The sequence below is a fragment of the Halolamina pelagica genome, from assembly GCF_001307315.1.
GTDB classification, from domain to species: Archaea; Halobacteriota; Halobacteria; order Halobacteriales; family Haloferacaceae; genus Halolamina; species Halolamina pelagica_B.
On record NZ_LGUC01000002.1, the window covers coordinates 278,416 to 304,052 of the forward strand.

Annotated in this window: 24 protein-coding genes and 6 pseudogenes; 10 read left to right on the forward strand and 20 right to left on the reverse strand. The window is 65.0% G+C overall.

Annotated elements, in window-relative coordinates; translation table 11 throughout:
* The first annotated feature begins 26 nt into the window (after positions 1–26).
* The 4 genes from SY89_RS18850 (at position 27) to SY89_RS16280 (ending at position 3,772) form a co-directional block, all read left to right on the forward strand.
* Positions 27–1,217: a PAS domain-containing protein gene (locus tag SY89_RS18850; protein ID WP_054584965.1), complete on the forward strand. Its 1,191-nt coding sequence runs from the start codon at positions 27–29 to the stop codon at positions 1,215–1,217.
* Positions 1,214–1,513, forward strand: a complete 300-nt coding sequence (locus tag SY89_RS18855; RefSeq protein ID WP_054584966.1) for a sensor histidine kinase — start codon at positions 1,214–1,216, stop codon at positions 1,511–1,513. Before SY89_RS18850 ends, SY89_RS18855 begins: the two co-directional genes overlap by 4 nt.
* Positions 1,514–1,850: 337 nt before the next feature.
* Positions 1,851–2,525, forward strand: a complete 675-nt coding sequence (locus SY89_RS15080) for a metallophosphoesterase family protein (RefSeq protein ID WP_054584967.1) — start codon at positions 1,851–1,853, stop codon at positions 2,523–2,525.
* Positions 2,526–2,758: 233 nt separating this feature from the next.
* Positions 2,759–3,772 carry a DUF2332 domain-containing protein gene (locus tag SY89_RS16280; protein ID WP_080506778.1) on the forward strand — a complete coding sequence of 338 codons (1,014 nt, stop codon included), beginning with the start codon at positions 2,759–2,761 and terminating at the stop codon, positions 3,770–3,772.
* A 120-nt stretch (positions 3,773–3,892) separates the two neighbouring features.
* Here the strand turns inward: SY89_RS16280 and SY89_RS15090 are convergent, their stop codons facing one another.
* The 5 genes and pseudogenes from SY89_RS15090 to SY89_RS18860 form a co-directional block, all read right to left on the reverse strand.
* Positions 3,893–4,435 (reverse strand): GNAT family N-acetyltransferase, encoded by a 543-nt coding sequence (locus SY89_RS15090; protein ID WP_054584969.1) that lies wholly within the window; start codon positions 4,433–4,435, stop codon positions 3,893–3,895.
* Positions 4,436–5,105: 670 nt separating this feature from the next.
* Positions 5,106–5,678 carry a PH domain-containing protein gene (locus SY89_RS15095; RefSeq protein WP_054584970.1) on the reverse strand — a complete coding sequence of 191 codons (573 nt, stop codon included), beginning with the start codon at positions 5,676–5,678 and terminating at the stop codon, positions 5,106–5,108.
* A 6-nt stretch (positions 5,679–5,684) separates the two neighbouring features.
* Positions 5,685–6,380, reverse strand: coding sequence for a PH domain-containing protein (locus SY89_RS15100; protein ID WP_054584971.1), 696 nt, complete (start codon positions 6,378–6,380; stop codon positions 5,685–5,687).
* 289 nt (positions 6,381–6,669) lie between these two features.
* Positions 6,670–8,097, reverse strand: coding sequence for an acyl-CoA dehydrogenase family protein (locus SY89_RS15105; RefSeq protein WP_321163925.1), 1,428 nt, complete (start codon positions 8,095–8,097; stop codon positions 6,670–6,672).
* Positions 8,049–8,507, reverse strand: a pseudogene (locus SY89_RS18860) (acyl-CoA dehydrogenase family protein); the annotation flags it as partial. The pseudogene SY89_RS18860 and the gene SY89_RS15105, both read right to left, overlap by 49 nt.
* Positions 8,508–8,754: 247 nt before the next feature.
* Between SY89_RS18860 and SY89_RS16855 the strand changes: the two are divergent.
* Positions 8,755–8,883: pseudogene (locus tag SY89_RS16855) on the forward strand (arsenic resistance protein); the annotation flags it as partial.
* Between the two features lie 172 nt (positions 8,884–9,055).
* Here SY89_RS16855 and arsM read toward each other — a convergent pair.
* From arsM to SY89_RS15115, 3 genes and pseudogenes are all read right to left on the reverse strand, one after another.
* The gene (gene arsM, locus SY89_RS15110; protein ID WP_054584972.1) at positions 9,056–9,910 is read right to left on the reverse strand and encodes an arsenite methyltransferase; all 855 of its coding nucleotides are present in this window, start codon (positions 9,908–9,910) and stop codon (positions 9,056–9,058) included.
* 19 nt (positions 9,911–9,929) lie between these two features.
* A pseudogene (locus SY89_RS19760) lies at positions 9,930–10,049 on the reverse strand (low molecular weight phosphatase family protein); the annotation flags it as partial.
* Between the two features lie 10 nt (positions 10,050–10,059).
* Positions 10,060–10,443 (reverse strand): annotated as a pseudogene (locus SY89_RS15115) (ArsR/SmtB family transcription factor); the annotation flags it as partial.
* A gap of 276 nt (positions 10,444–10,719) precedes the next feature.
* Between SY89_RS15115 and SY89_RS15120 the strand changes: the two are divergent.
* Positions 10,720–11,694 (forward strand): deoxyhypusine synthase, encoded by a 975-nt coding sequence (locus SY89_RS15120; RefSeq protein ID WP_054584973.1) that lies wholly within the window; start codon positions 10,720–10,722, stop codon positions 11,692–11,694.
* Between the two features lie 216 nt (positions 11,695–11,910).
* On the forward strand, positions 11,911–12,276 hold the full coding sequence (locus tag SY89_RS15125; RefSeq protein WP_054584974.1) for a rhodanese-like domain-containing protein: 366 nt from the start codon (positions 11,911–11,913) through the stop codon (positions 12,274–12,276).
* A 202-nt stretch (positions 12,277–12,478) separates the two neighbouring features.
* Here SY89_RS15125 and SY89_RS19375 read toward each other — a convergent pair whose 3' ends face one another.
* The 11 genes and pseudogenes from SY89_RS19375 to SY89_RS19385 form a co-directional block, all read right to left on the reverse strand.
* Positions 12,479–12,934, reverse strand: coding sequence for an ABC transporter permease (locus SY89_RS19375; RefSeq protein ID WP_321163920.1), 456 nt, complete (start codon positions 12,932–12,934; stop codon positions 12,479–12,481).
* Entirely contained in the window at positions 12,874–13,611 is a 738-nt protein-coding gene (locus SY89_RS19380) for an ABC transporter permease (protein WP_321163921.1), read from the reverse strand. The genes SY89_RS19375 and SY89_RS19380 overlap by 61 nt, the downstream gene beginning before the upstream one ends.
* Positions 13,604–14,322: pseudogene (locus SY89_RS15135) on the reverse strand (ABC transporter ATP-binding protein). Before SY89_RS15135 ends, SY89_RS19380 begins: the two are co-directional and overlap by 8 nt.
* Positions 14,319–15,206, reverse strand: a complete 888-nt coding sequence (locus SY89_RS15140) for a COG1361 family protein (RefSeq protein ID WP_054584975.1) — start codon at positions 15,204–15,206, stop codon at positions 14,319–14,321. Before SY89_RS15140 ends, SY89_RS15135 begins: the two are co-directional and overlap by 4 nt.
* Before the next feature lie 80 nt (positions 15,207–15,286).
* A complete protein-coding gene (locus SY89_RS15145; protein WP_054584976.1) occupies positions 15,287–15,889 on the reverse strand; it encodes a COG1361 family protein in 603 nt (200 codons plus the stop codon).
* Positions 15,890–16,193: 304 nt separating this feature from the next.
* Positions 16,194–17,534 (reverse strand): serpin family protein, encoded by a 1,341-nt coding sequence (locus SY89_RS15155; RefSeq protein ID WP_054584978.1) that lies wholly within the window; start codon positions 17,532–17,534, stop codon positions 16,194–16,196.
* A 249-nt stretch (positions 17,535–17,783) separates the two neighbouring features.
* Positions 17,784–18,089, reverse strand: a complete 306-nt coding sequence (locus SY89_RS15160) for a DUF7562 family protein (protein WP_054584979.1) — start codon at positions 18,087–18,089, stop codon at positions 17,784–17,786.
* A gap of 309 nt (positions 18,090–18,398) precedes the next feature.
* A complete protein-coding gene (locus SY89_RS15165; protein WP_144427284.1) occupies positions 18,399–18,698 on the reverse strand; it encodes a hypothetical protein in 300 nt (99 codons plus the stop codon).
* A 184-nt stretch (positions 18,699–18,882) separates the two neighbouring features.
* A complete protein-coding gene (locus tag SY89_RS15170) occupies positions 18,883–20,328 on the reverse strand; it encodes a hypothetical protein (protein ID WP_054584981.1) in 1,446 nt (481 codons plus the stop codon).
* A 2-nt stretch (positions 20,329–20,330) separates the two neighbouring features.
* A complete protein-coding gene (locus SY89_RS19765; protein WP_394325757.1) occupies positions 20,331–20,603 on the reverse strand; it encodes a CbbQ/NirQ/NorQ domain-containing protein in 273 nt (90 codons plus the stop codon).
* Positions 20,604–20,696: 93 nt separating this feature from the next.
* A pseudogene (locus SY89_RS19385) lies at positions 20,697–21,247 on the reverse strand (AAA family ATPase); the annotation flags it as partial.
* A 199-nt stretch (positions 21,248–21,446) separates the two neighbouring features.
* Here SY89_RS19385 and SY89_RS15185 point away from each other — a divergent pair.
* Complete coding sequence (locus SY89_RS15185) at positions 21,447–23,141, forward strand: hypothetical protein (RefSeq protein WP_054584984.1); 1,695 nt, start codon at positions 21,447–21,449, stop codon at positions 23,139–23,141.
* On the opposite strand, the gene SY89_RS15190 is transcribed toward SY89_RS15185, so the two are convergent.
* Positions 23,138–23,374: a hypothetical protein gene (locus SY89_RS15190; protein ID WP_054584985.1), complete on the reverse strand. Its 237-nt coding sequence runs from the start codon at positions 23,372–23,374 to the stop codon at positions 23,138–23,140. The two genes, SY89_RS15185 and SY89_RS15190, sit on opposite strands and share 4 nt — an antisense overlap.
* Before the next feature lie 51 nt (positions 23,375–23,425).
* Here SY89_RS15190 and SY89_RS15195 point away from each other — a divergent pair, with 51 nt between their 5' ends.
* Both SY89_RS15195 and SY89_RS15200 read left to right on the forward strand, forming a co-directional pair.
* Positions 23,426–24,898 carry a hypothetical protein gene (locus SY89_RS15195; protein WP_054584986.1) on the forward strand — a complete coding sequence of 491 codons (1,473 nt, stop codon included), beginning with the start codon at positions 23,426–23,428 and terminating at the stop codon, positions 24,896–24,898.
* A gap of 188 nt (positions 24,899–25,086) precedes the next feature.
* Positions 25,087–25,626 (forward strand): hypothetical protein, encoded by a 540-nt coding sequence (locus SY89_RS15200; protein ID WP_144427285.1) that lies wholly within the window; start codon positions 25,087–25,089, stop codon positions 25,624–25,626.
* The last annotated feature ends 11 nt before the right edge of the window (positions 25,627–25,637 follow it).

A 25,637-nucleotide genomic window follows, 5' to 3' on the forward strand; every position in this document is an offset into this window, starting at 1 on the left:
GAAGTAGCGATATATAGTGAAACCGTGTGACCAATGCTGACAACCTTGATGATCTAGACCACGCGCTAGAGGAGGAAGCGGAGTTCCTCGAGCACGCCGTCGATGTGCTAGACGACATCTTCTACGTGCTCGACCCGAATGGTGACCTCCGCCATTGGAACACGCGAGCGGTTGCGGTCACGGGCTATTCCGACGCCGAGCTCGCCGAGATGAACGTTGTTGATTTTCTGCCTGCGGATGAGCTATCACGCATTGAACAGGCACTGGAGGAAACGATGCGGACAGGCGAGGGAGTCATCGAATCGGAGCTGCTCACCGCCGACGGCGACCGGATCCCGTACGAGTTCACCGGCTCACAAGTCACTGATTCGGACGGGGACGTGATCGGGATCGCCGGCATTGGTAGGGACATCTCCCCTCGGAAAGAGTACGAACATCAACTGACTGCGCTTCACGAGTTCGTCAACGAGCTGACGACGGTGGACACTGTCGACGACGTCTATTCACGGACGATCCAGGCCAGTGAAGATATTCTCGAGTTCGACTTGAGCATCATCAGCATCGAAGATGACGGGGTACTCGATCCGACGGCTACCTCGTCCGGGATCACGCCGGGAGGGGTAACGGAGATGTCCGTCGATGAGGGAATTGGCGGCAAAACCTATCGAACGGGGCGAACGTTCCTGATTAATGACTTGCCTGGGCATCCCGACGCCAAGCCGCAAGGCCCCTACGGCTCCTTGCTTAGCGTTCCGATCGGGGACTACGGTAACTTTCAGGCCGTCTCCGGGGAGAGTGGCGCGTTCGAGGAATCCGACCGCCAGTTAGCTGAACTGTTGATCACTCACACCGAGAACGCGATCGAGCGACTGTCGCGCGAGAGGCAACTGGAACGACAGACCGAACAACTCGAAAAGTTCGCGCAAGTCGCCTCGCATGACCTTCGGAACCCGCTTAACGTGGCGCAGGGACGGATCGAACTCGCACGGGACGAAACAGAGTCTGAGCATCTTTCGGCAGCGAACAAGGCAATCGACCGAAGCCTTTCGTTGATCGCAGACCTGTTGACGTTAGCCCGAGAGGGAAAGACGGTCGACACTCTCGAGACGGTCGCGTTAGGTGAGACAGCGAGCAGGTGTTGGGGAACGTCGATACAGCGGCGGGCGACCTCGTCGTGGAATCCGAGCAAACGATTCGGGCAGATCCCGGACGGGTGAAGCAGTTACTGGAGAACCTCATTCGAAACGCCGTCGAACACGGTGGCAGCGATGTGACCGTAACGATCGGGGATTTAGTGGACGGGTTCTATGTGGCGGATGATGGGCCGGGGATCCCTGAACCCGACCGGGCGAACGTGTTCGAAGCCGGCTATTCAACGACGCAGGATGGCACGGGTTTCGGATTAAATATCGTCCACGAGATCGCCAGTGCGCACGGGTGGGATGTCCGGGTCAGGGACGCCGATGGCGGCGGGGCACGGTTCGAGTTTACGGACGTTGACGTTGTCAAGTAGGGGTGGGACGGACTCAGCAGTGTTCGAGGGGGAATCGGCTTCGAGCGGAGCTATCGGACGAGTCCGACCCAGCCCGCTACGGAGTGCTACTGCCCCCTGAGTGCCGTCGACGGCCCCTTTGCGGATCGTCGCCAGGAACGCCCCTTCGACAGGGGTAGTGGGCGAGGCGATGGTGACTATCGGGATGGTCTGACGAACGGGTTGGCCGGATCTCGCGATGCAGCGTGTGACCGCTCTCACGCCGCTGAAAGCGGGGGTCTGGAGCTGCGTAGTCCACTTGAGGGACCCATCGACGCCGTCGGGTTCATGGTACCCACCCACCAAGGCGTAGATATCGATGCGTGTTGCACTCCTCTCGGATATTCACGCGAACGAACCCGCGCTCCAGGCAGTGCTTTCTGATCTGCCTTCGGAACAAGTCGATTCGGTGATCTGCGTCGGCGATATTGTTGGCTACGGCCCAGATCCGAAGGCCTGTGTCTCGCTCGTACGAGCGCACGCCGATCACTGCGTCGCCGGCAACCACGACAGGGAAGCCAACACGCCCGACCGCTACAGTGGCCACCCAACCGCCGGTCCCGGCCTGCAACATACGTACGACCAACTGGGCGACGACGAACGGACGTGGCTGACCGAGCTCCCGGAGCGCCGAAAGCTCCCGGATCATTCGATCACCGTCGCCCACAGCCACCCCGATCCCGCTCACACGGACCGCTACGTCTACCCCGACGAGTTCTCCACGGTCGGGGCACCCGTCGATACCGATCTCTTGGCGATGGGACACACGCATGTCCAGGGCGCCGAAACCGTCGACGGCACACTCGTCGTCAATCCCGGCAGCGTTGGGCAGCCCCGGGATGGCGAGCCAGGCGCCGCCTACGCGATTGTCGATATCGACGACCAGACGGCCGACCTCCGCCGGGTCGACTACGACATCGACGCGGTTCGGAACCGTGTCCGTGCCGCTGGGCTGCCTGACGAGACCTGGGAACGCCTCGAGGAAGGCCGGTAGCCTCAGTTCGCTCAGTCGGTCTCCCCCACCGGGAGACGGAAATGAATCGAGACGAATGGTGGGAACCGGTTGGGGGATCCAGCTGTTCCACGTCATGCCCCGATTTACCGAGGTGGTCGAGCGCGGGATGGTTGTTCAGTGTCCCGCCGCACGCCAACGTGTGAGAAGGAGAGGGCGGTTCCGGGGGTTCGATAGGGCTCAAAGTTTTCCGATGTGCCTGAGTTACCGTGGGCATGGATCTCCCCGAAGCGTTTCGAACGCTAGCAGACTGGGCCGGGGATAGCTCCCCGCTGTACGAGACCCTCTGTCGGGGTATTGCCGAGGATCCGACGTTGCTCGAACTCGCAGAGGAAGTGCCGAGAGATAGATGGGCACCCCACGTCACGTTGAGTGCGGTCCACTATCTACTGCTGGATGGTGCCGATCACACACTCGCACAGTTCTATCCGACTCTCACCGAGTCACCGGAAGATCCGGCTGGGGCGTATCCACATTTCCACGACTTCTGTGTGACACACACTGACGACTTGATCCCGTTGTTACGAAACCGACGTACGCAGTCGAACGCCGTCGGCCGCTGTGCGGGGCTCTACCCGGCACTCTGCTACATCGACCAACGAACGTCGACGCCGCTAGTGTTGCTCGAACTCGGCGCGAGTGCAGGGCTAAACCTGAACTGGGACCGCTATGGGTACACATACGACTCCGACCGGATCGGGGCGACGGACTCAGCAGTGACCGTACAAAGCGCTGTCCGAGCGGGGTCGCCGCCGCTTCAACAGAGCCCACCAGCCGTTAACGCGCGTCTAGGTATCGATCTCAACCCGCTTGACCCGACGGACCCAAGTGACGCTGCGTGGCTTCGAGCGTTAGTCTGGCCGGAGCATCCTGAGCGGCTCTCCCTACTTGATGCGGCCCTCAAACAAGCCCGGGCCAACCCGCCACAGGTCGTCGCTGACGACGCAGTTGAGACACTCGTTAATCACGCGGGCTCGATGCCTGCCGATGGGGCACTTGTGGTGTATCATACGGCACTCCTCTACCAGCTCTCAGAAGCGCAGCGGAGCACCCTCCACCGAGCGCTCGCGACCATCGGCGAAACCCGCCCAGTGTGGTGGCTGTCTGGCGATGGCGAGACTGATACGTCCGGCACCTTCGGGCTCGAACTCACACGGTTCCCCGATGGGGACACCGTTCAGCTTGGTCGGTATGAACAACACGGCCGCTGGATCGAGTGGTACGACTGACAGATACCCGTCTAAATAGGCTGGACCGCCCGCCTAGGGGGCGATACAGCACGCGCCGAAAACGCGCTGTTAGGGTGAACGTCCCGTTGTAGCTCCGGACCGCGGAGTACGGCATCGTACTCAGCAGTCCCGTTCGTAGATGACTGACGGGTTCTGCTCTCCGACGACGACGATCTCGCCCGTCCCGCGCTGTTCGAAGCCTTTGGCCTCGTAAAACTCACGGCCCCCGTCGTAGGCTTCGAAGGTCTCCAGGACGAGACGCTCGCACCCTTCCGGAACGTGTGATAGGGCAGTCTCGACCAGGGCGGCGCCGACGCCGGTCCCTTGGTGGTCGGGGTCGACGTAACAGGCGCGAAGCTCGGCCTCGTCCTCGCCAACGAACTCGTTGGTCCACTCGGCATCCCACAGCAGGGTCACCCACCCGACGACTGCCGGCGAGTCCGCCGGCTCGTCGTCGGCGACCGCGACGAACGCCCGGTTATCGATCCCCGTCCCGGTGAACTCCGCGAGTTCCTGCTCGAAGTCCTGGTCGAGCATCACCTCTTCGATGGTCGATAGCGCTTCCGTCGAGAGGATATCCCCGTAGCCCTCCGCCCAGGCCCGAACCGTCAGTTCCCGCCCGGCCCGAACCTGCGCAGCGCTCTCCGGTTCGTGTATCTCCACGGCTTTACCGCATTCTGCTGAAAATTAGACCTGTCGGAGTTCACGTCCCATCGCGGCATCCGAAATGAGGGAATCGAGTGCTGCTTCAACCGTCTGTCGGTTACGGGGGCAGTGCCGTCCTGATAGCCGCGCCGGCAAAGAAGCCGGTCGCGACCGCAGGGAATGCCACCACGAACAGCACTGCCAGCGGCAGAGCGGCCATCAGCAGCGCCACTCCGAGAGTGGGCGGGTTGCGATACGGTCGGCGGTCGATCTTCTGCGTTGGTGGGTACATCGTCTGTGGAGGGGTGCATCGTGCGTCAGCAGGGCGATGCCACGTCGCCGTCCCGGAACTACCCGGGCATCCAAGCTCAAGCGAGCCAGGGTCGGGACGGGGCCGTCGGGGACGAGCCGCGTTAGATCGCCCACTCGACGGGGGGACGACGACGCGCGTGAATCGGGCTCGGAACCCACAGGCACCGACCGGACCGCGGTCGGGCAACTGGGTCCCCTGCCCGGGGAGAAGCACGCTCATGGAGTGTCGTGTTCGCACGTCATCGTCACCTCGATCAGTAGTAGTCGAGACGACAGTAAAAATCTGAGTAGGGAGTGTTACCATACACCATATCGAATCTGTACTGATCAGGTTGCGGAGAAGGGCCATCAACACCCCGCTGCCGTTCGCGGCCGACTATCCGTTGAGCGAACGCCGGACTGCTCGAACTTCGTCGCGGATTTGCTGCCACTGGGTCAGATCGCCCGGGATGTCGGGTTCCACCGTATCGCCCCCACTGAGCCCGTCGTTGTTCGACGCTGCTCGATCGACGAGGGCCCGAATCGAACGAGGGTCCTCGATCGCTCGGAACGAGAGATCGTCCCCGCCGGCGATCTCGAACGTAACTGACCCGTACCCGAAGACTGACCCGGTGATGTCCTGTTCGAAGGAGCTGTTCTGGACCGTTTCAAGGTTTGCCTGCGTCACGGAGCGGGTCAACACGCCGCGTTTCTCGTACAGTGCCTCGTCCGTTATCAGATACTGTACGCCTTGCAGCGCGAAGTACCGCCACAGCGGGATCGCCACGCCGAACGGCACGACGGCCAGGAACAGCGGGGACTCCCCGACGACACTGACGGCGATGCCGGCGATGAGGAGGAGCCCACCCACGACGACTGCTGGTAAGATCGTCGTGATTCGTGGGCGGCCGGCCCACTCGACGGATTCAGCGCTGTCGATCGGGATCGCTGGGTCGATTGACTCGGTCATGACTGGCTACCGTGGCTCACCTGACTCGTCCTCAACGCTCGAGTTCTCTGCCCGCTGATCGCTCCCCTCGAACTCAGCTCGGGCCGCGTCGTCCTCGCCAGTCGAGTGGTCGTTTGTCGCATCCCCAATGGTGGACGACTTCGTCGACGCCGCCCCTGCCGTCTCCTGTTGTGCTTCGAGCGTCCCGCGAATCTCGCGGAGTTCGACGAGGATATCGTCGAGCACGTCACGCTTCGTTTCGGCGGACTCCGACGTCCGGTCACCACGGCTGCTCTTCACCCGTTTGTTGATGAGCTCCTGAACCTCCCGGGGCTCGGGGACTGACCGGAACTGCATTTCGACACCCGACCCGCCAGCCGTCGACACATCGACGTTCCCGTACCCGAACCGAGCGCCGAAGAACCCCTGGCTGTACGACGTGTTCTGCACTTTTCCGAAATCGATGCGCTGGACGTCACGTGAGAGAACGCCCGTTTTCTTGTATAGCCCGTCCGTCGTCACGACGTACTGCGTATTCTCCCGCTGGAAATACGCCCCGGCAATGATGAACAGCCCGACGAGGAGAAGCGACAGCGGCAGCCCGACGACAAGCGCCGGAATCAAGCTACTCTCGTGCGGTTTCCCGGACCAAACGATCTCTTCGTCCTCGTCGATAGTTAGCCAGTCTATCGTTGCTGGATCGATGGACGGCGACTCGGACATACGGGGTGTTACTCGAAATAGCTGTATTAATCTCCCGACATGCTCGGCCCACCACTGGTTCAAACCTACTCCACCGTTGTCGAGTGAGCGGATTCGCGCCGGCACCCAGCTGATGAGTGCAGAGACAGCTCTCCCTTAACCAACAGTAGCTCCGGAACGGGCGCGGTTTGTTGGTTAATCGGCCTCAATGGGTCGCCGTTACCTTCCCCGGTCGCAGAACAGCGGAGCGGAGCGTAACATGTTGTGGGCCAGGACACACGTTCGATAACTGCGGGAATGGTGTGCCTAGTTACGTGCTGAATGGAGTGTCGGGAACTGCGGTTTCGTCGAGGCTGTCGTAGCGAACGATGGCGTCGAAGAACTCCATCGCTGGAGTCGTGTCCGTTTGGATGCGGCTCGAGGACTGTGGGGTGAGCGTGCGGTCGACGAAGAGGTTCGCAACAACGGCTTTTCGTGCGTCTCCATCGTCGAGGTGGTCCTGTGCGCGCTCCAGGAGGAGCGCCGCGGTCACCACGTCGTAGATGTATTCGGCGACGTCTTTGGCCGCGTACTGCGCCGTGTCATCCTCAGCGACGGCTAACTCGAGAAGGGCAGCCTGGAGTTCCTCGAACTCCGACGCAACCGTCTCTCGTAGCGGATCGAGGAATGGGTGGGTGACTCCGTCAAGGCGCCCGGTAACGTAGGGGATGAGCGCCTCGTGTGCCGCTTCCGACTCCATCGCGCGGAGGACATCGAGGGCGAGGATGTTCGCTGTGCCCTCCCAGATGGGGAGTGCTTGTACGTCTCGGTAGAGCCGGTTCGTCACGAAGTCGTCGACGTAGCCGTTGCCGCCCTGGATCTCCATGGCGTACGACGCCGTTTCGACGGCTGTACGGGTCGTGACGTGCTTCGACACCGGCGCGAACAGCCGCATCAGCCTGAACGCGTTCTCGTCGTCGTGGTCGCGTTCGTACCGATCGAGACACCGTGCCGATTCCATCGCAAACGCAAGCGTCGCTTCGTGGTCGACAGCCATCTCGACGAGGTCGCGCTGCATCAGTGGGAACTCCTGAATCGGCTGGCCGAACGCTTCGCGGGTGGCCGCCTGGATTTTGCTTTCGAGGAGGAGCCGGCCGATGATGCCGACGGCGCCGACGGCGTTCGTGACGCGCTCCCAGTTGAGCATCGTCGTCATGTACTTGAACCCGCGCTCGGGTTCGCCGACCAGATAGCCGGTCGTTCCGTCGAGTTCGACTTCGCCGGTCGGGACGCTTTTCGTGCCGAGTTTGTCCTTGAGGCGGCGGTACCGCTGGTCGTTCAGCCCGCCGGAGGGGAGCTCGTGTGGAACGAGAAATAGCGACAAGCCGTTCGTTCCGTCGGGGGCGTCAGGTCGCCGAGCGAGCGTGAGCGTCGCCTGGGCGTCGATGTTCGAACAGAACCATTTCTCGCCGGTGAGTTCGTACGTTCGCTGTTCGAGGTCCCCGCCGTCCTGTGCCGTCCGAACTGCTGAACCCGCGGCATCGCCTTCGGTCCCGGGGGTGATTGGGCCGCTGGTTCGGCGACGGTTTCGGTCGCACCGACGTCGCTGCCACCCTGCTCCTCGGTCATGAACATCGCGCCTTCGATGGCGCTGTCGTAGTCGCGGGTGGTGAGCGCGTCGAGGTACTGGCTGTACGTGCCAGCGTGGTCGTGATTTCTGAGGACGAGTGCAGCCCCCGCCGTCATCGATTGGGCACAGACCAGGCCCGTGTCGGCATACGACAACAGCAGTTGCTCGGTGAGCGTGTGTAGCAAGCCGACCGGATCGTCTCGCCCCGGCGGCGCGGTGAATGCGTCCGCGACGATGCCGTGTTCGTAGATGAGGCGCTCGTTTTCGTGCTGGTCCGGGTGGTACTGGACCTCGTTCAACAACTGCCCGTGTTTATCGTGAGTCCGGAGTTCGGGGCTGTGCGTGTCGATTCGGTCGGCGTTGTCGGCGATGGGCTCCCCGACGAGACCCCCGAACGCTGCCAGGTTCGCTGCCGCCCACTCGAACTCGTCTTCCGGATAGAGTCGTCGTGCCTCGTCTTGGAGCGCCGGGTTTAGCGTCCAGTAGTTTACGTGCCGCCCTTCGTCGAACTCGCTGTACTCGAACGGCGGGTCAACCATTGTCCAGTACGTGTACAGGCCGGTATGTCATTAACGTATGTGAACTACGGGTTGGTTGGGCCTCGTTGTATCGTAGCTCGAACGCAGCCTTGTCGGCTGTTCCGTTGCAGATCCGTGGAACCTCGCGCTCGCGGATGGTCCTACAGTCGTCGGAAGCAAGCGCCCTGGTTTGGGAACGCGGCCCAGAATCACCGATGGGGACGCCGAGCAGGTGGCCACGTTCGTCGACGCTAGACCGTTCATCGAGGCGTTCGTCGTCACCCAGACACCCGTCGAGCTGACCGGGATGGTTGTCCTCACGCGAGTCGTGCCGGCCTGGCTGGTCCCGGGACCATCTGATCAGTCCCTGAATCCTGATGTTGGCAAGAGTGGCTGAGGCACCGGAGTTCGTGGCCTTCGTCAGCGACCCCGACTGTGACGAGGTACGTGAGGACCTCTCAGGTGACGTTCTGCCCGGTGATCATCAGGGTACAATCGGCGTCTGGAAAATAGCATCGGGTTAGCGTTGGGTCCGAGTGCTGTGGGCACAGCGGTTGGGGGTAGAGCCGTTAGGTGTCGTCGACCGCCGGCTTTCGAGCGGTAATACTCGCAGAGACGAGGAACTCGCTCACGTCGTAGTCGTCATCCCAGTCGCGGATGAACTCGTCACTATCGTCTTTCGGCGAGATACTCACCGATTCGAACCCCGTCTCGGTGAGCATTGATTCGAGCCGATCGATGGTCGAAGCGCCAGCGACACAGGATGCCACCGAGTCCGGGTCAGCTCGAACTTCGTCTGGCACCGCTGCTGTCAGAACGACGTCCGAAATTGCGAGTCGCCCGCCCGGTCGGAGAACACGAAACGCCTCGTCGAACACCTGGGGCTTGTTCGGCGAGAGGTTCACGACGCAGTTCGAGATGATCACGTCGATGCTGTCGTCAGAAACCGGGAGGTGTTCGATTTCGCCGAGGCGGAACTCGACGTGCTCGGCGTCGTTTTGACTGGCGTTCGCACGCGCCTTCTCGACCATCTCGGGCGTCATGTCGACGCCGATCACGCGGCCCGACGCACCGACCTCTTGGGCCGCGAGGAAGCAGTCGAAACCCGCACCCGACCCGAGATCGAGTACCGATTCACCGCTATTCAGCGACGCGATCGCCTGCGGGTTCCCACATCCTAACCCCAAGTTTGCGTTCCCGTCGACGCTCTCAAGGTCGCCATCGGAGTACCCGAGTTGCCGGGCCGTCTCGTCGCTGGAGGTCGATTCTTCGTCAGGACTGCCACAGGAACTATCGCTCGAACAGCAGCTACTCTCGGCATCGCTCCCCTCGGTAGCAATGCGAGCGTACCGTTCCCGGACAACCTTCCGTTGGGTCCGGGCGTCAAGCCCCGACTCCGTCGAAGGGTCGCTTGGCTCAGACATTCGTGGTCACCTCCTGTTCGATCTCGTCGACATCGTCAAGCTCTCGACGCTTCCGCCCGCGTTCGGCGACTGTAGTCGCCACCTGCGATCGCCCCGCATTCTGAACGCACACCGTGACACGACCCTGCCTGTCGGTCATCGGTCGGCCCCCGCGTCTCGTCGAGAGCCGTCAGAAGCGCCTCGGCCCGGTCGGTCGTCCCGTAGTACCGCCACGTCCCGTCCTTTCGTCGCGTGACGAGCCCGGCATCGTAGAGGTCCGAAAGGGCGTGACTGACCGCACTGTCACTCACGTCGACGATCGGATTGATTTCGCAGACACACAACTCCTGATCTGCGGCCTCGAGTAACCGAACGATGGTGTATCGCGTGTCGTTCCCCAACGTCTTGAGGGCGGTAAGATCGGATTCGGGATGAGTAGGCGTGTCCGACTGATACGATCGCAACGAATCGAGTCGGCCATCGATATCGACGTCACAGCACCCACCACTTTCCTCGGTGATGAGGCGCTCGAGTCGCTCCGTTTGTGAACTCATAGATGCATAATTGAACAGTTCCTCATATAATGCTGTCGGGATGGAGCTGACGATACGGGCTATGCGCACCGAAGACGGTTCTGCGACAGTATATGCATTGAGACGGCCAGCCTCAACTACTGGCGGTCAGATCCCTCGGATACGCCAAATTCGTGCACGAAATTCAGGTTGTCGGATGTGCACGGTACCAAAGGTTCGCCATTCGTCTCCCGGACTCGAGCAGTCCTCATCAATCAGTCTCGAACGGTTCAAACAGACGCCCCGCGAATCACCGGTATGGACGGAGACTCACACGAGCACGTTGTTCCCGGAAGTGACGAAGAACTGGATACGCCGGACGTGGAGGGGTATGACTTCAGCGGCGAATTCGATTTTCAGGAGATGCTGGGCGCCTATGCGACGACTGGCTTTCAGGCAACCCAACTCGCAGAGGCGGTCGAGATCGCCGAACAAATGCAAGACGACGACGCCACGATCTATCTCACGTGTACGTCGAATATCATCTCATCGGGGCTGCGTGAGGTCGTCGCGTATCTGGTCCGGGAGGGGTACGTCGACGTGCTTATTACGACCTCAGGGTCGCTAGCGGAGGATGTTATCAAGACGGCAAAGCCGTTCAAAATGGGGGAGTGGGATGCGGACGAAGCCGCCCTCCGGGAACGGGGGATCAACCGCCTCGGAAACCTATTCGTCCCCTCCGATCGATACGTCTGGTTGGAGGAGTACCTGTACGATTTCTTTGATGACTTCTTCGCCGAGGAGAAGGTTCGAACGCCGACGGCGTTTGCCAGTGAGCTGGGGCAAACGCTCGACGACCCGAATTCGGTGCTAAAGCAAGCAGCGGACAACGACGTCCCCGTGTACTGTCCGGCGCTGACAGACGCCGAGATCGGGAACTTCCTCTACTACTACAGACAGGGATACGACTCGGAGGTTGGCATCGAGATCCTCGACGATTATGACTCGCTTATCGAGGATGGAATGCTCGCTGACACCACAGGCCTGATCGCAGTCGGTGGGGGAGTCCCGAAACATCATGCGATCATGACAAACCTGTTCCGGGGTGGGGCGGATTACGTCGTCTACATCTCGACTGGCATGGAGGGAGATGGGTCGCTCTCTGGAGCGCCGCCAGACGAGGCAGTATCGTGGGGGAAGATCAAAGACGACGAGCAGACGAATTACACACAGGTCGAGGCAGAAGCGACACTCGTCTTTCCACTGCTCGTGGCGGGTGCTTTCTGCGAGTGAGCACGATCCACTCACGGAATCGCGCACTGTACTAGACTGGTGTAGAAGCGGAGCAAGCGCGTCACGACAATGCGTGTATCCAACTCCGCGATACTCGCGTCGGCGAACTCTACCGCGACCTCGTTCGCCAGCACTCCCACATCGACTACCGTCGGTTGTTGAGGGAGGTGACCGACGGTCGGCATGCTTTACCGACGCCATGCACAAGCCGTAGCGATGAGCAAAATCCGCCCGGACGACCTCGACACGGTGCCAGAGGAAGAGCAGCCATTCGTCCTGGATATTCGCCCGCGTGAAGCCTACCAAGCCCAGCATATCGACGGAAGTCACAACCTTCCGGTGTACGACGACCTGCGCGCTGGCGAGGAGGATGCGCTCCGACAGCGACTCGATGAACTCCCAAGCGACCGGGAGATCGTGACCGTCTGTAAGATGGGCGTCGTTGCGAAGCGGGCGACCCGCATTCTCGTCGACGAGGGGTACGAGGCGACCACTCTCGCCGGCGGCATGAGCGGCTGGCGAGGCTACCAAAACGGGTCACTCAGCTACAAGATCAGATCGCTGCTCTGGCGGCTGTACTGAACTGACGGTCCTGCGATCCCAGACCACTCGATTTCGACGGATACCATAGCGTCCGTCGGTTGGGCACGGTTCGCGTTACCATGCAAGAGTCGTGCCGAGCGGTTCCGGATGACCCAGGAACTGCGCGCTCACCCCCTGAGCGACTCCACCGGCGGCTCCCACGCCGCGCGGTAGGCGGGGTAGAGTCCACCGACGAGCGCGATCAGCACCCCGAAGCCGAACGCGCCGAGGGCGACGAGTCCGTTGGTCGGTACGAACACCGCCGACAGGGGAGCCGGGTGTTCAGCGCGATCCCGACGACGACGGCCGCACCGAGGACGCTCCCCAGCGCGCCGCCGCCGACGCCGAGCAGCGTCGCCTCCACGAGCAGCGTCCGCAACACCTCGTTGCGGTGGATCCCAACCGCTCGGAGCACCCCGATCTCGCCGCGGCGCTCGGAGACCGTCATCAGCATGACGTTGAAGATAGAGACGCCGGCGACGACCAGCGAGATACCCGCCACCGCGAGCAGGAACCCGTTGAGCAGTGCGAAGAACTCCGTGATCCGGGAGAGCACGCTCGTCAGCGAGAGCACCGATACCCGCTCCTCCCGGGTGTTCAGCCGCTCGCGGACGCCGTCGGCGATCGCCCGCGCGTCGTCGGCAGAGTTGGCCTGCACCACGACCTGCGAGTAGCTGTCGGCGACGAACTCCCCGGGCGGGAGCACGACCGCCGAGCCGGGTCGGATCGGCGAGAACGTCCCCCGGAGTCGATGATGGCGACGACCCGGTAGCGGTTCCCCTCGATCTCGACGGTCGAGCCGACCTGTGCGCCCAGCCCCTCCGCGAGTTCGTCGCCGACGACGGCGCCCTGCCGGTGGTACTCGGGAACGCCGTCGACCCCGAACAGGGCGGCGGGCTGGGTCGTCCCGTAGAGTTGGGCGAAGGACTGCCCGTCCGGCCCGGAGACGCTCGCCCCGCCGGACTTCAGCGGGACGACCGTCCCGCCGCCGGCGGCCGCCTGCCGAATCGCCCCCAGCTCGCGGGCACCGAGCCCGTCGCCGCCGTCGGCGGGGCTAACGATCACCTGATTGCCGAGCCCGCCGAGTTCGGCCAGCGCGGCGGTCTGGAGCGCGGTCCCCAGCATCCCCAGCGTGACGACTGCGAACACCCCGATGACGATGCCGAGCGTTGCCAGTCCAGCTCGCAGTCGCTGTCGGGAGAGGTTCCGGAGCGCGAGCGATGCGGCCGGGAACCGCCGGGCCAGCCGATTCCCCAGGGTGGGGTCAGCCGCCGCGGGCTCGGTCTCCGGGACGCGGACCCCGGGATCGTCCCCCGATTGGTCTGTCTCAGTCATGGAGCACCCCGTCGATCAGTTCGACGGTGCGGTCGGCGTACTCCCCGACGAGTTCGTCGTGGGTGACGGCGACCACGCCGACGCCGCCGTCGGCGATAGTGTTGATCTCGTCCAGTACGGCCTCGCCGGTGTCCCGGTCGAGGTTCCCGGTCGGCTCGTCGGCGAGCAACACGTCGGGCTTGTTGATCAGTGAGCGGGCGATCGCGACGCGCTGTTTCTGCCCGCCCGAGAGCTCGTCGGGCGTGTGTCGTAGCCGATCGCCGAGCCCGACCCGCGTGAGCAGGTCGGCCGCGCGGTCGGTGTAGTCGGCGTCGAGAAAGCGCGTCGGCAGCCGGACGTTCTCGACAGCCGACAGCGTCGGGATCAGGTGGAAGTCCTGGAAGACGAAACCAACGCGTTCGCGGCGCACGTCGGTCCGCTCGGCCGCCGAGAGGTCGGCTACCGGCTCTCCGAGCAGCTCGACGCTGCCAGTTGTCGGGTCGTCGAGCAGCCCGAGCATGTTCAGCATCGTCGACTTCCCCGAACCCGAGGGGCCCATGACCGCCGTGACCTCGCCGCGTTCGACAGTGAAACTCACGTCGGCGAGTGCGGTGACGGTGCCGCCGCCCCCTCGTACTGTTTGGTGACGCCGTCGAGCCGAAGCGGAGGTGGATCGTCGTCGGGTGCCGTGGCGTGGGCCGTTCCGTCTGCGGCCTCGTGGTCGCCGCTCATCGGTACCGATTGGCGCTGAAGACGATCAGCGGGATGGTGACCACCACCCCGAGGGTGACACCGACGACGGTCCCGCCGAGCCCGCCGAGGAAACCGCCTCCGGTTCGGCCGGTGTCCTGCGGCAGGACCACCTCAACGGTCGTCGACCGGCGCTCCCCGGCAGTCGTGTAGGTGACCTCGACGGGGACGCTCGTCGCGTTCGCGGCGTCGACCCGTGCGGTCAGTTCGAACGGCGCGAACTCGCTGGGGCCGACAGTGCCGAGGAACTGGTCCCGGCTTGGATACGCCGGCGCGGCGTACTCGCTCTCGGCGACCCCGAGGACGACACCGCTCACTTCGCCGTCGCCGACGTTGCCGAGGTTGCCCGACAGCCGCAGTCGGTCGCCGTCGAGGCTGACGTTCAACCCCGTGAGCGACACCGCCCCCGTCTCTCGGTCGAGCCCGTACTGTCGGGTCACCTCGCGCTCCTCGGCGTCGAGTTCGTACCTGACTGCGAACTCGACTGACGCGGCCCCGATACCCGAGAGATCGACTGTCACGCTCTCGGCATCACCGGGGGCGATAGCGTCGGCGACGGCGATCCGGCCCAGTTCCGCCACCCCGCTCCCGTTGGGGAGTCGGGGGACGAGCACCGCGTTCTCGATCGGCGCGTTGCCGAAGTTCGTCACCGTCACGCTCACCGCACCCGCCTGCTGCCCGTCGTCGCTCTCGCTGTCGGACTGGAGCGTGTTGCCGCCGCCGAGCGCGCCCGCGAGGCCGGCGATCCCGCCGGCGCCACCGCCGTCAGCCGCCGTCCCCCCATCGGCGCTTGCCCGCTCGACGCGGACGCCCACGTCGTCGGACAGTGTCGCGACGTCGACGGAGCGCTCCCAACGCTCCGTCACCTGCGTCCCGACGGCGGTAGTGTAGGTGACTTCGACCGCGAGGTCACGCTCGCCATCGGTGTCGGCCCGGAGGCTGAAGTTCAGCGTCTCGCTCCCCCGGCGGCGAGGGTGGGGATCGTCCGCCGGGTCCGGTCGCCGTCGACGCCGGCGACGGTGACGGAGATGTTCCGGAGGGCGGCGGTGGCGGGGTTCGCGACTGTCACGCTGGCAGGGGAGTCGACGCCGGCGACGAGCCCGTCGAGGTCGGTCTCGACCTGTGGCGCGCCGGACTCGACGACGACTGACAGCGGTCGGCGGACGGTCGTGCGCTCGTCGTCGGCGTCGGAGACGGTCGCGAGAACGGTGAGGTTCCGCGCGCCCGGATCGGGGAAGCGGACTGTCACGGGGACCGAGAGCGTCTCACCGGGCGAGAGCGAGCCGAGATCCGTCGCCGTGCCGAGGCTCTCGCCGTCACCGCCGACGATCTCGACGCGTTCGAGTGTCGCTGCGGAGGTGCTGCCGGCCGAGAGCTGGACCGTCGCGGCGATGGTCGTCGGGGCGCCCGCCGTGGGCGTCCCCGGCGAGACGGTCGCATCGGTGATCGTCACACGGTTATCAGGGATCGTCCCGGCGGTCAGTCCGGGCATCCCGGCGAGCACGAGGAGGACGGCTATCACGAGGGCGGCGCCGCGGGCACGAGCCATTGATTGCCTCAAGTAAGGGATGGAGACTTATGAGTTCTTCCCGCGCGTGCGCGAATACGCGCGGGCGGAGCATCGGGCCCGTCCGCTTCGAGAAACGAACGAGAAACCGCCGACTATTCGGCTATGAACTCGATCACGGCGGGGACACGATACTGGAGACAGGGATCGGCAGCGAGGAATCCGACATCGAGTTCGGGAGCGGGGTGTACAGGTGGTGCAAGGCGACTGCCTCGGGGCTTCCCCCCGAGGCGGTTCACTGTCTCCAGCGGCGTTGCAGCACGTCTTGGGGCCGCGGCTGAACCGCCTACTCCTGTGCAGCGCCGGCGTCGACAACATGTCCCGTGAAAAGCACGGTCCCGGTTGGCCGGTCTCGGATCACGAAGAGGAATGGCCGATTCGCGTTGAGTACCGTCGGCGGGAGCGACACGAGATTCACCACTGATCCCGTCGCCACTGCTGCTTCGGTGCCCTGCTCGTCGACGCTGATGGACGTGTCGTGGTACACTTGGTCGACGAAGAGGTTGCCCCCGGTCTCGGAAAGATCGGCCATCCGCGAGAAGTCCGCCGCGTCCGGGTCGAACGCGTCGGTCATGCCCAGCGCCTCCAGGGCTTGCTCCAGCTTGCACGACGAGTCGAACTCGAACCGTGGGAGGTTGACGTAGCCACGCTGCGGTTCGAGCGCGTCGACGATCCGGCCGAGCTGCTCGCCGTCGAACGATCGTTCGTAGGCCGCGAACTCGCCAGCGGGCGGGACGACGATGAGCATTCCCGTCGTCCCGCCGACGTACGGTAGTTCGACGGCTTGGGCTCCGTCGACGGTCGCCGCCGGGACCTGGACGTCCTGGGACATCATCTGGACTGTGCTCGTCGAGCCATCGAGCGCGGTAAACTCGGCCGGCTCAGTTTGGTCTTCGTCGAACGGGTGGCGCCAGTTCGCCATGAAGGAGATGGCGTTCGTCAGGACGAGCACGGTCTCGGACGTGATCGAATCCGCCGGAAGCAACGCTTCGATCCGGTCATCGGTCTGGTCGGCGATCCAGGCGTTGATGGCTTCGCGGACACCGTCCGGATTCTCGACGAAATCGACCTGATTGAGGCCGCCGCCGTAGTGGTTCTCCAGCGTGGTTCGGTACTCGTCCCGGAACGGAAACCCCGCTTGGCCCCAGATGGCGTTGACGAGCGAGAGCTGGAAGGGAACGGGATCGTCGCCCTCGTCGTAGTCTGACGGGAGGTCCTCCCCGTCGAGATCGTCGTCGCGGCCAGACAGCGTTCGCTGGAGTTCGTTGAACGCCGCATGGAGCTGGTGGTCGGCAACTGTGTAGCCGAGGGACGCCCGCATTTGTTCGCGAGTGGTCCCGCTGGAACCGGCGTACGTCATCGCCAGCGCGATTGTGGCACTGATGGGCGAGACCAGCAGGTTCTCCGATTCAGCAGCCGTGCGGAGCTCGTCGAACAGGTCCAACGCGAACGTGTTCGTTCCAGTAACCAACTCGTCGAGCGTGTCGCTGTCGACGTCCGGCTGGAGGGCAGGTGTGGACGGTGCGCTCGCGCTGACGTCGGCTTGCGAGGCCGCGGGGGCTGTACAACCCGCGAGGGCACCGGCGAGGAGGGCGCTCGAAACGGCGAGATATCGGCGACGGTCCATACGCGTCGATTCAGGAGGTGCTGTGGAGTATCTTCTGTAAGCACAAACCATCCTTTGAGCGACTGCTTCAACCGTCCCCGGCGGCGCGGGGTATTCGGGTTAGCCATGCAGCGACCGGGTACTCGTCGAGCCGCTGGAGCAACTGCGTATCGTCGGGACTGTGCTCCCAACTGCGGAGCGGACTGATCGTCGTGAGACGCGTTCTCGCTTCCTCGGGGCTATGCTCTTCTTCAACGTATTACCGAGGCGTCATCGTTCCTTCTGCTCTCGCTCTGATCCCTCAGCCATCAGCTCACAGAACTGTTGGAGGAACGTTTCACGGTCAGTTCGACCGGCGTCGGCTGCGATGAGCGCTTTTTCGAGTCCGTCACGGGTCCGGCGGCAGTTTTCCCGGTAACAGGGCTTACAAACGCGTTCGAACTCTTTCCCCTGGCGGCACCACTGATCCCCGTACTTGTCGTATTCGTAGGTATCGTCCTCGTCGAATTTCTCGCCGCAGGCGATGCAGGTTACCTCTGGACTGGAGTTTTCGGCGAACGGCGTCGCACCCCTCATTTGCCAGGTTGTTTTCGGCGAACTCCGGTAGGCGCGTTGCCTCATTATTGAGGAGATTGATAAACGGGCACCCGCCGCCAAGGCTTGTCACCTGGGCGCTTCACATCATGTCTGCGGATCATTGGACAGCACCCGGGCTGCTATCCTCCGCAGACGATGTGTAATCGGCTCCAGACACGCGGACCGAACTCTTACCGGACGGTGTGATACGCATCTTCCTCCGGAAAATTGCGGACATCCCGGGGGTGGGTGACGGGCCGACTCGATGACCCATTGGCAGGATCTGGACGGCTGTCCTCGGGGAGTGACCTACCCCGGTCGGAAGAGCGATCGAACGAGGGCACGTAGATCCCGATCGACCGACGTGGCGTCCGTGGTCACCAGCGCGTCGAAGTACTCCGGATCGCCGTCCGCATCCGGATCCACGTACACGCCGTACACCGGGAACGAGCAGGCGGCCAGTTCGTCCCTGTAGGCGTCGGTCGAGTCGGGTTCGCCGTCCGTGACGACGAACACCAGCGGCACAGCGCCTCTCCCGGTGTCGAGCAGCGATTTCGCGGCCGCGAGCGTCTCCGACAACGGGGTGGTACCACAAGCATCTCGGCGCATGAACCGGCGGACGTGATTCCCCGGATCACCCCGACCGGCACTTCCAGATACGGGAGGCTCTCGTACAGCGACAGCAGGCCCGTATCGACGTCGGCCTCGCTGAACGCCGAGAGCAGCTGGCCGACCGCCTGCTCTGCCGCCTCGAGGCGGGCTCCGTCCATGGACCCCGATCGGTCCAGCACGATCAGGCAGGTGTAGTCCCGTTCGTCACCGCCTGTTCGCCGCTGAAACACACGATTGTCCCCCGGACGGCATTGGTGACTCTGGAACTGTCCACGCGACCGGTCCGGCGACCGCCTTCGAACCGAGTCCGCCGACGCCGTCGGAGTTTGGCGTCGAGGTCGGCCGCCAGCTGTCTCGCCCGCCGTTGCGCGTTCGCCCACCGCTCGTGGGCATCGCCCGCGTCGGACTTCTCCCCGATCCCGATGCGCTCGACTCCGGTCGACTCGTCGCGGACGAACTGGCGCAGCGACTTCGCAGCCGCTTCCAGCGTGGCCGTGGACTGATCACTGCGACGGCGGGCGACGTTTCCGGCCTGCCGAGCTCGCTGCCGGAGCTCCCGCTGTGCAACGGCTCCCGGGGGCAACCGTGATCGGTCCTCGTCCGTGTCCGCATCGCCGCCGGTTGTGCTGGCCGTCGACGCCCCGTCGGCACCGGCGTGGGCTGCTCGCTCACGCCCGTCACGGACGTACTCCCGCGCCTGTTCACTGTCGGGGAGGGCGGTCGCTCGTCTGGACGCACCGAACGTGTCGGTGTCGGCGTCCTGTGGACGGACGACCATCTGGTCAACGGGCCGGTGTTGGATCGCCGGAAGTGGGTCGAGTCGGTCCCGGACGTGCTCGAAGAAGCGAGCAGCGATATCGACGCGCTCGACACCGTCCGGTTCGGCCAGCATCGTGGCGACGTACTCATCCAACGCGGGTTCAAGCTCCCGTAGAACGTCCTCCCGGCCGTCTCTGACCTGCCTGGTCGGGTCTGCCGGATCGACGAGCTCCGCAAACCGGTCGCCACGGGTGAACCCGCGGTCGAGGATGCCGACTTTCAGCCCTTCGAGGACGGTGTACTCTCCACGGACGGGAGGATCGGCGCCCGCCCCCGTGGCAGGGCCGAGTTCGAACAGCGCCGCGAACCGGCGGTGGCGGTCCTCGGCCAGTTTGCGGAACGTCCTGTTCAACAGCACCAGGTCGTTGGTGACGTTGAACTCGTTGGCAATCTGGGTCTCGACGACGGCGTCCTCGGCGGCGTTGTAGATCGTCCGAAAAACCGGCGTCCACTCGGGGCGAACGTCGTCGAGCAGCTCGTGAAACCGTGCGAAATCCGAATAGAGCACGTGGCCGAGTTCGTGGAACAGCAGCCCGACCTGCACCCGCTTGTTCCAGACTGCCGGCGGGAGGTCCGTTCCTGGCTGGTCGTACGCCCGCGTCGGGATCCGGATCTCGTACGCTTCGCCCGGGCGGTCGTCGACCACACAGCAGGCACCGTCCTCCACGAAGCTGACAGACACGGACACCGCTCTGGGCGTACAGAGCCCGGCCAGCCGTTCGAGCGTGTCCCGCCGGCTCTCGGAGGCCCGTTCGGCCGTCGAAAGCGAGGCGAGCTCCACGTCCGAGGTTTCGGGTGTGACTTGCACTGTTAGAGGCGTTTCGCGATGTAGGTCTCGACCAGCGTCTCGTCGTACTCGGAGACGCGGGCCACCAGTTCGCTCTTGGCAGCCGCTTTCAGGTCCATGAAGTCGTCCTGGATGAACTGAGCGATCCTGACGAGCTCGCGCGTGGTCACGGGCGTCGAGAGCTCGCCGTCGACGTACGCTTCGCGCAGTCGCCCCGCGAGCGCCACGAGGTCCTCGACCTCCTGCCTGCGGGCGTCGTCGAGCCCCGTCCGGTCGAGGATCAGGTCGGTCTCCACCTCGGCCGGGAGATACGTCAGTTTGATGTGGCGGAACCGGTCTTCGAACGCGTCGTTCAGCTCGTAGGTCCCCTGGTAGCCGGGGTTTGCGGTCGCAACGACCCGGAACTCCGGGTGGGGCTCGATCGTCTCGCCCGTCTGCGGGATCGTCAGCGAGCGGGTCTGTCGCTGCTCCATGACGGCGTTGAGCGCAGCGACCGTGTTCGCGTCGGCGGCGTTGATCTCGTCGAGCAGCAGGACGCCCCCTCCCGGACCGCCCGCGTCAGCGGCCCGTCGATCCACTCCGTCCGAGTGCCGCCGTCGTCGGAGCTCAACAGATGGAGGTGGCCGAGCAGGTCCTCCTTGTACGTCGTCTCCGAGAGGGTGATACGGTACAGCGGGCGGTTCGTCTGCGCACAGAGATACTTCGCCAAGTAGCTCTTGCCGACCCCCGGTGGCCCCTTCAGCACCACGTTCATCCCGAGCGCCAGCGCGCGAGTGACGATCTCCACGTCCGTCCGACCGCCGGCGACCGAGCGCCGGTGGTACGTCTCCTGTGTGATCTCTGGGACCATCGGGTGCCCGGTCGGTTCGAGCACCGCCAAGTTCCCGAACGTCTCCGTAGTCGCTGCCCCGACGGTCTGCGTTGAATCCTCCGTACTCATGATGATCTGCGTCGCGCGGCGACGACATCTGGATGTACAGCACGATACCCATACCGGTTCTACCGTCGGCGTTCACCCACGCCGAAGCAGGCCGATCCGACTCGGGAGGACGAAGGCTGCCGGGTCGATGGGCCGTTGTCGGTCGTCTCGACCGGACTCGGGGAAAGGGTTTGTCGGCTGCTCGTCGTCTCGCCGATACATGGATCTCGAAGGCGTCGAACGATGTGCGACGGAGCTCCGGGCCGGCGAACGGGACCCCGGATCGGTCGTCGACGACGTTCTCCCGGCGCTGACCGCACGACCGCGGCTAGTCCGCACGCGGGCGCTCGAAGTGGCGACGACGGCCGCTGAGCGGGCGCCGGAGAAATCCCGCGCGGTGATCGAGTCGCTCCGGTCGGGACTCGACGCCGACGCCGAGCTGACCACCCACGAGATCGAGACGCTCGACCGGATCGCGGGTCACTCCCCGCGGGCGATGGCCGACTGCGTCCAACCCCTCGTGAGCGCGATCAGCGACGAGGGAGCGTCGGACCGGGCGGCGGCCGCGGCGACGGTTCTCGCGACGATCGCGGCCGGCGAGCCGGGGCTGCTACAGGGGGCAGTCCGCCCGCTCGTCGACGGGATCGATGCCGACTCTCAATCCGGCAGAGACTGTGCGTGGGCACTCAGACGGCTCGATACCGCGGAGCCGGCGGTCACCCGCCCCATAGTCGCCGACGCCGTCTGGACGCTCCAGGACGGTGACGACACAGCCAAACGCGACGCGCTCTATCGACTCGCGCAGTTGGGCCGGATCGTCCCGGAGCGCATCCCCGACCCGGCGATGGACGAGATTGCGGCCCGCACCTCGGCCGCGGAACCGGCCGTCCGTGCTGCTGCCGTCACCACGCTCGCGGCGATCGGCGGACGGCCGCCGGAGCCTGTTCTCGAACGCGGCGCCGAGCTCGACGGCGGGAATCTCTACACCGGAATCGGCTCCAGCGAGACGGACAAGCTGCTCCGGGACAGCCTCCGCCCCCTCGGAACGGCTGCGTTCAACCGACTCACACCGTATCGTGATCGCCTCGAGTCGGCGATCGTCGACCCGGCTCCGGAGGTGCGGGCCGCAGCGCTCGACGCCGTCCGAACGCTCGGCCGGGAGCGACCGGGATGGCTCCGGTCGATCGTCGACGACCACAGAGCGATGCGCTCCGCCGCCGAACGCACGGTTCGGCGACGGTTCGTCTCAGTGCTGCAGGTGTCGACCCGTGGCGCCTCCGGCGCCTATCGTGAGCAGGTGGCGACCGACCTGCTCCGGACGTTGGGCGACGCCGACGTGACCACCGCTCTCCGCGCAGTTGCGGGGCTCAGGGCGCTACTCGAAGCCACTGGTGATCAGGAGGCGCCAGTCCCTGACCCCGAGGCAGTTCGGGACGCACTGCTGGCCCGACTGCTGACGAGTGACGGCGACCTCATGAACGAGCTCATCGACACCGTGTTGCATCTCGATCAGGAGAACGTGATCGAGATCACGTCCAGCAAGATCGCTGTCGTTCTGGACCGCTTTCACGCACGCCTCGCCAGTCCCGAGACGACGATCGAGAACGTGGGCGGGATTGCCCAGTTCCTCGCCGAGACGATCGGTGAGATCGACATGGCACGGGAACTGATCGAGCGGGCACCGGAGGCGGAGTTCGAGATCCCGGACGAACTCGATACTGCGCCCGTGTTCCGACTGCTCGTAGAGAACGCCAGCGACTGGGGGACGACGCCGCGCTTTGGGAGACCCTCGCCTCGGCGTACACCGATCCGGAAGCGTTCGACGCGGAGGAGTTCCGGACCGATATCGTCGAGGCGTTTCTCGACGCGGAGAACCCCGACCTGGGAGCCGCCGCCGACCTGCTCCGGGCGCTAATCGAGGAGCTCGAAGCCGACTCGTCGCCGTACTGGAACACTGCCGACGGGATCAACACGATCGAGGCGCTCCTCACTCGGCACCCTCGCGTCGCCGAGGAGTGCCGGGCGGCACTCTACGAGCTGGCGGTCGACACGGAGAAACGGGGGGTCGTCGGGTTCCGCCTCCTCGGGACTGCCTGCCTCGCGGCCCCGCCCGCCGGCGAACGCTGGCGTCGTCGCCTCGAAGACCAACTTGATACCCCCGAGCGAGAAACCTCGAGCCACGCGTGGCTCGCGGGGGCAGTGCTCGTCTGCAGTGCCGACCCGGACCAACGAGCGTACGCGAAACGACGACTGCTGTCGGCTATCGCGCAGGGCGAGTCGGGGCCGGTGTCGGACGTGCTCGGGCGCATCTGTGACACGGTGGGTGCGCCGCCGACGAGCGTCGCCGCGGAACTGGCGGTCGCCGAACCGAAACGGACACTCGAAATACTGACGCACAGTTCGCCACCGAACCAGACAGGGCAGGAAATCGTGACGCAGGTAGTTCGGTCACTCCCGAGCCACCCGTCAGGGAGCGTCCGAGCGGTGGTCGAGGAGTATCTCGAGTCGACGACCGCAGCCGACACTGTCCCCTCGGCCATTCGCACCGAGTATAGTCACGTGTTCCTCCGATTCGGTTCGGACGCACTCCGTGAATCAGTGCTGTGTCACCTCCGAGAGCAGGCCGACAAGTGCGGTCGTGCGGGGCTCACCGTCGACGCCGCGACGCTGGCCGCCGTCGGGGCACTTCGGCGTCACCCGGTCCGCCGAATCCGGGAGACGGCCGCGACCCTTCACGACCGACTCGACGCCGGGGCCCGATCCCCGGGAACGCCGCGCCAGACTGGCGTCGTCGGGACGGCGGCGGCCGATGCCGGTTCGACCGTCCTCGAACCGCGCATTCTCGAGCCGGTGACGGTCCGCCGGCTCGGGGACGAACTGCTGACGACGGCGACCGCCCCCTCGGCGGCCGTGGTGGACTCCCTGAGAACCACTGCGAGAGACGGTGAGCCGCCGGCAGCCGCGGCGGCGCTCCGGACGCTGCGGACGCTGCTTCGGGCGGGCCGGGTGGACTGGGAGCGGATCGAGGGCGTCGTCGTGACGCAGTTGACCGACCCACACCGACTCGTTCGACGGATCGCCGCCCGTGGCCTGCTCACCGCAGCGCACCTCGGCGACCTAGAGGGCGACCGGTCCTTCGTCGTCGACCGGCTCAGCGCGGACACCGCGACGAGCGGCATCCTCGCCCGGCTGCTCGCCCTCTCCCCGCCCGCCGAGTGGCACGCCCCGTCGGTGGCCGCCAACGCCCTGATCAAGGCGCTGTTCGAGAGCCCCACCGCCGCACAGCGACACGCATGCGGCGTGGTGTTCCGCCGACTGGTAAACAGCGCGCCGGAGCAGTCTCGTGCCGCGGTCGATTCCGGGCTCGACCTGCTCGACGAGGGGAAGGGTCACGCGTTGAGTGCGTACCACCTGTTGCTCGCCTTCGGCGACCAGATCGAGGACCACGGTCGCCTCGTGGGCTCCCACGACGAGCTCGTCTCGGCGATGATCAGCAACGCGTTACAGACCGGCATTCCGGGGAACTGGGGCCCCGACACCGAGTTCTTGCACGACGAGGCGACCGTGACGGACCCGATCGAACTGACGACCGTCTGGCGGGCCGCGCTTCGGGTCGCCGCTGTCGGGGGGCTGCCCGTGTACAAGCGGGCCCTGGACCCCCGGACGAACTGACGGACACCGACCTAGTCACCGTCGACTCGGTCCGTTCGTTCCTCCGGAACGCGTCCGAACAGCCCGTCGAGGAGTTCGGCGAGGCGCTCCTGCAGGCGCTTTCGCAGTCGCAACTGGAGCGGTTGGTCAGTCGCTGGACGAGCGATGCGTTCGCGCCGTCGACGGAGCTCGCTCGCCGGGAGGTTTCGATGCTCCCGGCGTTCGCTGCCGTCGATGAGCGCGCCGACCAGAACAGCCACCGATATCTCGACCTGGCGCTGGCCGCGGCCGAGCGCGACGACGAGGGGCTGAGAAAAATCGCCATCGAGGCGCTCAGCGACCTCGCCGAGCAGGGGCTGCTGTCGGCGTGGGCGTTCACGTCCCGGCTGATCGCCCACGTCGACGACCCGAGCGGCTGGGTTCGGCGCCGTGTCGCCGAGGAGCTCGCGACCCACGTGTCGGAGGGGCACTTGTCCGCCAGTTGGCTCCTGCGGTGGGCTGAGGCTGAACTGACCGATCCAGACGGGCTCGGGGCACAGACGGCGGCGATGGCGGTCGGAGCCTTCGGTGTCGAAGCGGCACGGCACCGACGGGACTGTCTGGCTCTCGTCGAGACGGCGTACGAAACGGGCCAGCCGATCCTCGACTCACGGCTCCTCGAGGCAGCGAGCCGGCTCGTGGAGGCGTCCCCCGGCCTCGCGGACCGCTGTGAGATCGGGCGTGAGCAACTGCAGACCGTCGAGGGGTAACCACGCCCCTG